Genomic DNA, 8,503 nt, shown 5'->3' with positions numbered 1-8,503 from the left:
ACCCACCGCAGAGCCGGGCACGGGCTCCACCAGCCCCAGCTCCACCAGACCGTCGGCACCGATCCCCGGCAGGGCGGCGTCGAGCGTTGCCCGCTTCTGCGGTTCAGCCAGGAGCCAGAGACGGACGACGGCGGCGAGCGCCGCGGCGGCAGGGTCACCGCCGGCAGGGTCACCGCCGGCACGCTCCCCTTCGAGAGCTTTTTCGGTGGCCAGCAGCGCCGGGATGAGCTGGTCCCGGTTGAGCGCGCGGTAGGCCGATTCCCCGAGGAGCCCGGCCACGCCGTCCAGCGTGTAGTCGACCCGCCGCAGGTCCGCGGCGAGCGCTGCAAGCAGGTCCGGGAGGTCGCTTCGGGGAGCATCGGGGGTGTTGCCGGCCAGGAAAAGCGTGGAGTCAGTCACCGGTCAAGTCTATTGGCGGCTGCCCACGCCCCAGGTTGCTAAAGGTTCTGCTCCGCGTAGGCCTTCAGCGCATCCCGGACGAAGGCCGCACCTTCGGCGCCGCCGTAATTCCTGGCGAAGCGGGGGTCTGCCACGTACATTTCGCCGAGCCCGGTGACGTACTCCTTCACGTGGGAGTTGCCGCCTGACGTGCCGCCGGAGGCACCCGCTGCGTCCGCAGTCGGGGTTCCCGGGATGCCCGTGAGCCACTCGACGTGCCGCTTGGCGATCGACTGGGCCTCGGCACTGTCCGGGGCAATGCCGCCCGTAGCGGCGGCGATCCAGTCCTCGCCCAGTTTCTGCGAGCGCTGCTTCCACGCGGCCTTCTCATCCGCGCTCATCCCCCGCCACCACGAGTCGCCGCGGGCATAGGCGTCCTTGCCCCAGCGTTCCTCCACTTCATCCTTGTACTGCGTGTGGTCGAAACCGTTGAACATGTCTTCTGCCATGATTTCGCCACCTCCTTTCACTGCTTCGATGGTTTGTGTGACCGACGCGATCTGGCGCGCCAGCCTGTCCTGTTCCTGCTTGAGCCATTCCAGGTGGCCGGCGAGGGCCTTGGCTGCGTCCGTTTGGTCGCTGAGCACCTGGCTGATCACCGGCAGGCCCAGCCCCAGTCCGCGCAGGAGGAGGATGCGCTGGAGCTGCACCAGGGCCGCCTGGTTGTAGTACCGGTAGCCGTTGTGGCCGGTGCGGCTGGGTTTCAGCAGGCCGATCCCGTCATAGTGCCGCAAAGTCCTGCTGGTGGTGCCGGCGATCCGGGCTATCTCCTGGATGGACCAGTCCATGTGCTCCTCCTTTCCTGAGTTGGTTCCGCTGGGGCCCTTAGCGTTGGCGGTCCCTGCCGTTGCTGGCCGTTGCTGACCGGTCCCGGCCAGTTTTCCGGGCTCGTACCTCGACGATAGATCTTGACGCAGCGTCAACGTCAAGTGTTCAGCTGTGGCCTGCGCTTCAGGACTTTCCCGCAGGTCCGGCCGTCCCGGCGTACTATGGATCCATGCAAATCCAGCAGCGATTTATCAGCCCTCGGCCGCTTTCCGGCCGCACGGGCTTCCCATCGCGCGCCTGACTGCAGCTGCCGGGGTCCGTCCGGCTCAGCGGTTGAGGGTGATTTCCCCCTCCCGTACCTGATGCACCAAAGGACCCACTGCCATGAAAACCTACCTTTCCCTCACCCAGCTCAACACCGCCCTTTCCCTGCGCGACCTCTCCGATCCCGTGGCCGGCCCGCACGCGATGCAGCTGCTCCTGGCCCACGTCGTGGCCGCCCTGGAACGGCTCTGGGGCGTGCCGTCGCTCACCCACCGGCTCAACCCGCTGGTTGCCACCGCCGACAACTACGACCGGCTGGGATACTCGCCCGACGACGTCACCCGGGACTCGCGGTATTCCCGGCACGTGAGCCCCACCGTGATGCTGCGCAGCCACACGTCGGCCGGCATTCCTGCCTTGCTGGATTCGCTCCGGGGCGAGCAGGGCCACTACGACCGGCTGCACGTGCTGCCGGGCCTGGTGTACCGCCGCGATGCAATCGACCGCACCCACGTGGGCGCCCCGCACCAGGTGGATCTTTGGCGGCTGAAGGCAAGGGGGCTGCTGGGGCCCTCAGATCTCGACGCAATGATGGCGGCCGTGGTGGAAGCGGTTCTCCCCTCGTCCGCGCATCCGGACGTGCAGTGGCGCTCAACCCCGGCCCGGCACAGCTACACAGCCGCCGGAAGGCAGCTGGACGTGCTGGTGACGCAGCCTGATGGCCGGCGCGAATGGCTGGAACTGGCCGAGTGCGGGCTGGTGGCGGCAGATGTCCTGCGCGGCTCGGGCCTCGATCCCAGGCGCTGGGCCGGCCTGGCGCTGGGGATGGGGCTGGACCGGGCACTGATGCTGCGGAAAGGGATCACGGACATCCGCCTGCTCCGCTCGGGGCATCCGGACGTCCAGGCGCAGATGCTGGACCTGGCGCCGTACCGTCCCGTTTCCGCCATGCCTGAGATCCGGCGCGACCTCTCCCTGGTGCTGGACGCGGAGGCCGATGCCGACGTCGAACTCCTCGGCGATCTCGCCCGCACCGCACTGGGGGCGGACGCGGACGTCCTGGCGGCTCTGGAGGTCAAAGCAGTGACGCCGACGGCGGAGCTGCCGCGGGCCGCCGTCGAGCGTCTCCGGATGCGGGCGGGGCAGGTGAACGTGCTGCTGCGGCTGGTGCTGCAGCCGCTGGACCGGACGCTGACGGATCAGGAGGCCAACTCGTTGCGGGACAGGGTGTATCTGGCGCTGCACCGGGGCGAGGTGCCGGAGCTGATAGCCGGGTAGAGGCCGGGCGGGAAGTCGCGGGTAAGTTGGAGGTATGGCTTTCCGTTCTCCTTTCCTGCCGCGTGCCCTCTCCGTTGCGGCGGCCGCCGCTGCCCTGCTGTCCGTTACGGCGTGCAGCGCGCAGGTCTCCGTGGAGAACGCGGATGTGCCGTCCTGGAAGGCCACCGCACTGCCGTCGGCCAGCGGCACTGTGGCCGAGGACGCCGGAAAGCTCCTTAATGCCCAGCCCGTGGACCGGACGGCGGAGGTTCCGGCGGGCAGCTACACGCTCACGCTCGTCTGCGAGGGCGGCGGCAAGGCCTTTCTCGCGGTGCGGTCTTCAGGCAAGGAACTGGCCGACCTCGGCGCTGCCTGTTACGGAACCCGGGAATCCGAGAAGATCACCCTGACCGAAAGCGGCTCCCTGGAGTTCAGCGCTTCCAGCCTGGACGCACCGCTCATCTACGCTTACAGGCTGGTGGCGGCAGGGTAGCGGTCCCCTACCTTCCGGCAGGGGGCCCGGGGCACTGTCTTGACCCCCGGATCGGGCCTACAGTCGGAGTATGCCCGCCCCGCAGGGTGCGCCTCCGCGCCACGATGCGCCAGCCCTTCCGGGGTTCCGCCCCCGGAAGCTTCAGTGGCGCACCCGGGTGCGGTCCGCCGTCGTACTGTGGACAACCGGCGCCATGCTGGCCGGTGCGTCACTGACGGGGTGTGAATACACGTACGACGACGGTTGGCGGCCCGCCCAGGACGTCACGGCCGCGCCGGCCGTCACCCAGGCCGGGCCGTCCTCGGACTATTGGCGGAGGGATCCGGTCGGGGAGGCTGGACTGGACGCCTGGCTGGAGAGGTCCCAGATGGGGGAAAGCCTGGACACCGCGCACCGGGGCTACGGGCTGCTGCAGGCCCTGGAGGTCCACAACGGGACCACCGCGGCGCTGCCGGCAGGGACTTACCTCATGACATTGCTGTGCCGGAGCCAGCGGCGGGTGAGCTTTACGGTCCGCACCGATGACGTCACCGTGGTGGACCTCAGCCTGCGCTGCGGAGCACTGCGGGAAGAGGTGATCTATCTGTCGGCAGAGTCTGCGCTGATTTTTCGGGTGGAAGCACGCTCCGCGGCCAACTTCGCGTACCGGATCACCCCGCTCTGAGGCCTTTGGGTTTACTGGAGGCCGCTTGTTCCTTAGGCCACTTTGGCTCCGTGGGCCCGTTTAGGCCGCGCAGCCTTCGGGGCAGCGCAGCGTCTCGGGGCTGGACGCGCAGTCTGCGCAGTACAGCGTCAAGGTCCGGCAACTGAGGTTCGAGCAGTTCTCGAACTTGCTGGTGGGCGCGGAGCAGCGGACACACTCACCGATGGTTTTGGCGTCCTCGCTGAATTCCAGGTGCATGCGCTTGTCGAACACGTACAGGGAGCCCTCCCACAGGCCCTGGTCCTTGAAGGTCTCGCCGTAGCGGACGATCCCGCCGTCGAGCTGGTACACCTGCTTGAAGCCGCGGTTAACCATCAGGCTGGAGAGCACCTCGCAGCGGATCCCGCCGGTGCAGTAGGTGACCACCGGCTTGTCCTTGAGGGCGTCGTACTTGCCGGAGTCGAGCTCCTTGATGAAATCGTGGGTGGTGGCGACATCGGGGACGATCGCGTCCTTGAACTTGCCGATCTGGGCTTCGAAGGCGTTGCGCCCGTCAAAGAAGACCACCTCCTCACCGGCCTGTTTCCGGGCATCCACGAGTTCGTGCAGTTCCTCGGGCTTGAGGTGGGTGCCGCCGCCCACCACGCCGTTCCCGTCGACTTTAAGTTCGCCGGGAGCGCCGAAGGAGACGATCTCGTCCCGGACCTTCACGCTCAGCCGCGGGAAGTCCTCTGCGCCGCCGTCAGACCATTTAACGTCGATGCCGTGGAAGCCCTTATATTCACGCGTGGTTTTGACGTACTGCTTGACCGCCCCGATCTCTCCTCCCACTGTGGCATTGATGCCGTCCTTGGAGATCAGGATGCGTCCGGTCAGCCCAAGTTTTTCGCAGAGGGCACGCTGCCAGAGCCGCACCGCGTCCGGGTCAGCGATGGGGGTAAAGCCGTAAAAGAGCACAATTCGGTTCAAAGCCACGTATTTAAGGGTACTGGCTTTGCCCGTGCCGGATCGGCCGGGTTCCCTATGTCCTGACAGACCGGGCGGCGCTGGCAGCGTCCCGCCTGTTCAGCGCGGTTTCGGCCGCACGGTAGCCAAGGACGACGACGGCGAAGGGCACCGCGGTTGCTGTTACTGCGGCCGCGATTCCGCCGGCGCCGCCGCTGAGCCCGGTGCGCTTTCCCAGTGCCGGGCGCCTCCCACCATGGCCACAGCCGCGGCGCCACAGACCAGCAGTGAAAACGGCAAAGAATACGGCTGGAGCACTTCGCTTTCCGCGGGCATCCGGCCAGTCTTTCCGGGTCACGATTACATAAGCAAGTCAGATCAGCCGACAGAACCCCTGTTGCTTGTGACGGGGCTGGAATACCCTCATCACATGAGTCCCGACGCCTTGGTTGGAAACATCACGAACCTTCTTGAAGTCTGGGTAGCCGGTTGGGCCGGTTGCCGCGGCTACCAGCCCTCAGTTGAAGGCCGCTTCCCCGCAGTCCTGCGGGCTGACACCACAGGGGAATGGGAATATTTCGCCCATGACCCCTCCGACGCCGAGTTCGCAGCCCTGGCCGCGAAGGCTGCTGAAGCCCCCACCAGGGTGCTGACCGTCCTCACCAACGACGTCCTGAGGTACACCCAGCTGGCCGAAAAGCACGCTCTGAACGTGACGTCTGCTTCGCAGGCGATGATGATCGTGGACATGGAAACCCAGGACACTGAAGATCCCTGGCTTTCGGACGACGACCTCCAACTGGTGACCTCAGAACTCGACGGCGTCCACCATGCTGTGGTCCGCTCGGGCGATACCGTGGCCGCCAGCGGGAGGGTGTTTGTAGTTGACGGGACGGCGGTCTTCGACAAGATTGTCACCGAACCCACGTTCCAGCGCCGGGGTCTGGGCAGCTTCATCATGAAAGCCCTGGCAGCCCAGGCCATCGGACCGGATGTGGAGAACGGCCTGCTGCTGGCTTCCCTCGACGGTCAGAAACTCTATTCCCACCTCGGCTGGTCCACTGTCTGCCGGGTCCTGATGCTGTCGCTCTCTGATGAGGGCACCGACCTCTCCGTGGGCTGATTCCCTGGCGGACCTGCCGGCTGACCCGCGATTTTTCCGCGGGTGAAAGAATGTTGGGGTGAACCCCCATGACTCGCTGATTCCGTTGCTGGGCCGCGGCCCGGACCCGGAGCAGCTGCGTCATGTCCGGACCATTCCCGCCCGCAAGGCGGTCCACCAGCCGTGGCCGGACTGGGCCCACCCGGATTTGGTGTCCGCTTATGGCGCCCTAGGCATCCATGAGCCTTACCGGCACCAGATCCAGGCCGCGGACCTGGCACACGGCGGTGAGCATGTAGTGATCGCCACCGGCACCGCCTCCGGAAAGTCCCTCGCCTACCAACTGCCGGCACTGGACGCCATCCACCGCTCCGAACTGCGGGTGTTGGCCGAACCCGGAAAGATCCACGACGACGGCGCTGTAACCCTTTATCTGTCGCCGACGAAGGCCCTGGCTGCTGACCAGCTTGCAGCGATCCGCTCCCTGAAGCTGCCCACCGTTCGTGCTGAGACGTACGACGGCGATACTGACCCGGCATCGCGCCGCTGGATCCGGGACCACGCCAACTTCATCCTGGCGAACCCGGACATGCTCCACTTCGGCATTCTTCCCAACCATGCCTGGTGGGCCGGCTTCTTCAGGCGGCTGCGGTACGTGATCGTGGATGAAGCCCACAGCTACCGCGGAGTCTTCGGCTCCCACGTAGCCAACCTGATGCGCAGGCTGCGCCGGATCTGCGCCTACTACGGTGCCGGGACCTCCCATCCCGGGCCGGTGTTCATCGCGGCGTCTGCCACTGCTTCGGAGCCCGCCGCCTCCTTCGGGCGTCTGATCGGGGCACCTGTCCGGGCTGTCGCCGAGGACTCCTCACCGCACGGCTCCACCACCGTGGCTTTCTGGGAGCCGGCGCTCATGGACCTTAAGGGCGAGAACGGTGCGCCACAGCGGCGCACCGCCGTGGCGGAAACAGCCGATCTGCTGGCCAACCTCGTTTCGTCCCGGATCCGGACCATCGCCTTCATCAAGTCCAGGCGGGGTGCCGAAACGATCTCGTCCATCAGCAAACGCCTGCTGGACGAAGTGGACCCGAGCCTGCCGCAACGTGTTGCCGCCTACCGTTCCGGCTACCTGCCCGAGGAGCGCAGGGCTCTGGAGAAAGCGCTGAGGTCCGGCGAACTGTTGGGCGTTTCCAGCACCTCCGCACTGGAGCTGGGGATCGACATTTCCGGACTGGATGCGGTCCTGGTGGCGGGCTGGCCGGGAACCCGGGCTTCGCTGTTCCAGCAGATCGGCCGGGCCGGGCGGGCAGGCCAGGATGCCATCGCCGCTTTTGTGGCCAGCGATGATCCGCTGGACACGTATCTGGTGAACCACCCGGAGGCAATTTTCGACGTCTCGGTTGAGGCAACAGTGTTTGATCCTTCCAATCCATATGTGCTGGGCCCGCATCTTTGTGCCGCCGCGGCCGAGCTGCCGCTTGGCGTGGGAGAACTCGGCCTTTTTGGCGGCACGGCCGAGAAGTTGCTGGGGCAGCTCGTGGACCAGGGCTATCTGCGCCGCCGGCCGGCCGGCTGGTTCTGGACGCATTCCCAGAGCGCTGCCGCGATGGTGAACCTGAGGGCAGACGGCGGCGGCCCGGTAAGCATCGTGGACGCCGATACCGGCTCCCTGCTGGGGACCATGGACTCACCGCAGACGCACTACCAGGCTCACACCGGGGCGGTCTACGTCCATCAGGGCGACAGCTACGTGGTGGAGGACCTGAACGAGGACGACCACTGTGTGGTGGTCCGCCGGGCGAACCCGGACTACTACACCACCGCCCGGGATGTAACGCAGATCGAGGTACTCGAAACGCAGCGGACGGCGCAGTGGGGCGACGTGGCCGTGCATTTTGGCGATGTGAAAGTGACAACACAGGTGGTTTCCTTTCAGCGGAAGGCCATGATCTCGAACGAGATCCTGGGCGAGGAGCCGCTCGAACTCGGCGCCCGGGACCTGTTCACCAAGGCCGTCTGGTTTGTGGTGGAGAACCGTTCACTGACCGGCGCCGGACTCATCGAGGCGGAATTCCCGGGGGCCCTTCATGCTGCGGAACACGCAGCGATCGGCCTCCTGCCGCTGGTGGCCTCCAGCGACCGCTGGGACATCGGCGGAGTGTCCACGGCCATCCACGCCGACACAGGAGTTCCCACCATCTTTGTGTACGACGGGCACCCCGGCGGGGCCGGATTCGCCGAGCGCGGGTTCGATAAAGCCAAGGTGTGGCTGACCGCTACGCGGGACGCCATCAAAGCCTGTGAGTGTGAGTCGGGCTGCCCGTCCTGTGTCCAATCCCCTAAATGCGGAAACAAGAACAACCCGCTGGACAAGGCCGCGGCGATCACGCTCATCAACGTCCTGCTCAGGGATGCCAGCGAAGCACCTCCCCAGCATGCGGAACTTACGCCCCAGCACCACCGGGCGCTCAGTCCGGCTGCGGTTCAGGGCGGCGGACCGGCCCGGGCCTGACCGCTGGCGGGACCGAGCATCGTCCGCGCAATCAGCTGCGTCCGGACCTCGACAGTCTGGCCGGCACCCTCGCTGCAGCTG

The 8,503-nt window shown here is 66.6% G+C and carries 9 protein-coding genes; 5 read left to right on the top strand and 4 right to left on the bottom strand.

All coding sequences use genetic code 11. From position 1 onward, the window contains the following. Nucleotides 1-399 (bottom strand): DUF7059 domain-containing protein (locus tag DBR22_RS10800; RefSeq protein ID WP_441296240.1); only part of this gene is annotated, 399 nt, incomplete at its 3' end. A 38-nt stretch (nucleotides 400-437) separates the two neighbouring features. Further along, a complete protein-coding gene (locus DBR22_RS10795; protein ID WP_108599017.1) occupies nucleotides 438-1,226 on the bottom strand; it encodes a MerR family transcriptional regulator in 789 nt (262 codons plus the stop codon). A gap of 364 nt (nucleotides 1,227-1,590) precedes the next feature. Here DBR22_RS10795 and srmL point away from each other — a divergent pair, with 364 nt between their 5' ends. From srmL to DBR22_RS10780, 3 genes are all read left to right on the top strand, one after another. Next, on the top strand, nucleotides 1,591-2,748 hold the full coding sequence (gene srmL / locus DBR22_RS10790; protein WP_108599016.1) for a PheS-related mystery ligase SrmL: 1,158 nt from the start codon (nucleotides 1,591-1,593) through the stop codon (nucleotides 2,746-2,748). A 34-nt stretch (nucleotides 2,749-2,782) separates the two neighbouring features. After that, nucleotides 2,783-3,220 carry a hypothetical protein gene (locus tag DBR22_RS10785; RefSeq protein WP_108599015.1) on the top strand — a complete coding sequence of 146 codons (438 nt, stop codon included), beginning with the start codon at nucleotides 2,783-2,785 and terminating at the stop codon, nucleotides 3,218-3,220. A gap of 70 nt (nucleotides 3,221-3,290) precedes the next feature. Then, complete coding sequence (locus DBR22_RS10780; protein ID WP_258229144.1) at nucleotides 3,291-3,884, top strand: hypothetical protein; 594 nt, start codon at nucleotides 3,291-3,293, stop codon at nucleotides 3,882-3,884. A 60-nt stretch (nucleotides 3,885-3,944) separates the two neighbouring features. On the opposite strand, the gene trhO is transcribed toward DBR22_RS10780, so the two are convergent. Both trhO and DBR22_RS23580 read right to left on the bottom strand, forming a co-directional pair. Further along, nucleotides 3,945-4,838 (bottom strand): oxygen-dependent tRNA uridine(34) hydroxylase TrhO, encoded by an 894-nt coding sequence (gene trhO / locus DBR22_RS10775; protein WP_108599014.1) that lies wholly within the window; start codon nucleotides 4,836-4,838, stop codon nucleotides 3,945-3,947. 46 nt (nucleotides 4,839-4,884) lie between these two features. After that, complete coding sequence (locus DBR22_RS23580; RefSeq protein WP_146187469.1) at nucleotides 4,885-5,166, bottom strand: hypothetical protein; 282 nt, start codon at nucleotides 5,164-5,166, stop codon at nucleotides 4,885-4,887. 72 nt (nucleotides 5,167-5,238) lie between these two features. On the opposite strand from DBR22_RS23580, the gene DBR22_RS10770 reads away from it, so the two are divergent. Both DBR22_RS10770 and DBR22_RS10765 read left to right on the top strand, forming a co-directional pair. After that, entirely contained in the window at nucleotides 5,239-5,931 is a 693-nt protein-coding gene (locus DBR22_RS10770) for a GNAT family N-acetyltransferase (protein ID WP_108599013.1), read from the top strand. A 58-nt stretch (nucleotides 5,932-5,989) separates the two neighbouring features. Next, nucleotides 5,990-8,422: a DEAD/DEAH box helicase gene (locus DBR22_RS10765; RefSeq protein ID WP_258229143.1), complete on the top strand. Its 2,433-nt coding sequence runs from the start codon at nucleotides 5,990-5,992 to the stop codon at nucleotides 8,420-8,422. The last annotated feature ends 81 nt before the right edge of the window (nucleotides 8,423-8,503 follow it).

The organism is Arthrobacter sp. HMWF013, from assembly GCF_003061105.1.
Lineage (GTDB): Bacteria > Actinomycetota > Actinomycetes > Actinomycetales > Micrococcaceae > Arthrobacter.
The sequence above is the reverse complement of the archived record's forward strand: the minus strand, read 5'-3'. Positions and strand labels throughout refer to the sequence as shown.

What these genes read in the sequence shown, in the direction of transcription:
- DBR22_RS10795 (WP_108599017.1), bottom strand. Translation starts at nt 1,226, where the DNA reads ATGGACTGGTCCATCCAGGAGATAGCCCGGATCGCCGGCACCACCAGC.
- srmL (WP_108599016.1), top strand. Translation starts at nt 1,591, where the DNA reads ATGAAAACCTACCTTTCCCTCACCCAGCTCAACACCGCCCTTTCCCTG.
- DBR22_RS10785 (WP_108599015.1), top strand. Translation starts at nt 2,783, where the DNA reads ATGGCTTTCCGTTCTCCTTTCCTGCCGCGTGCCCTCTCCGTTGCGGCG.
- DBR22_RS10780 (WP_258229144.1), top strand. Translation starts at nt 3,291, where the DNA reads ATGCCCGCCCCGCAGGGTGCGCCTCCGCGCCACGATGCGCCAGCCCTT.
- DBR22_RS10770 (WP_108599013.1), top strand. Translation starts at nt 5,239, where the DNA reads ATGAGTCCCGACGCCTTGGTTGGAAACATCACGAACCTTCTTGAAGTC.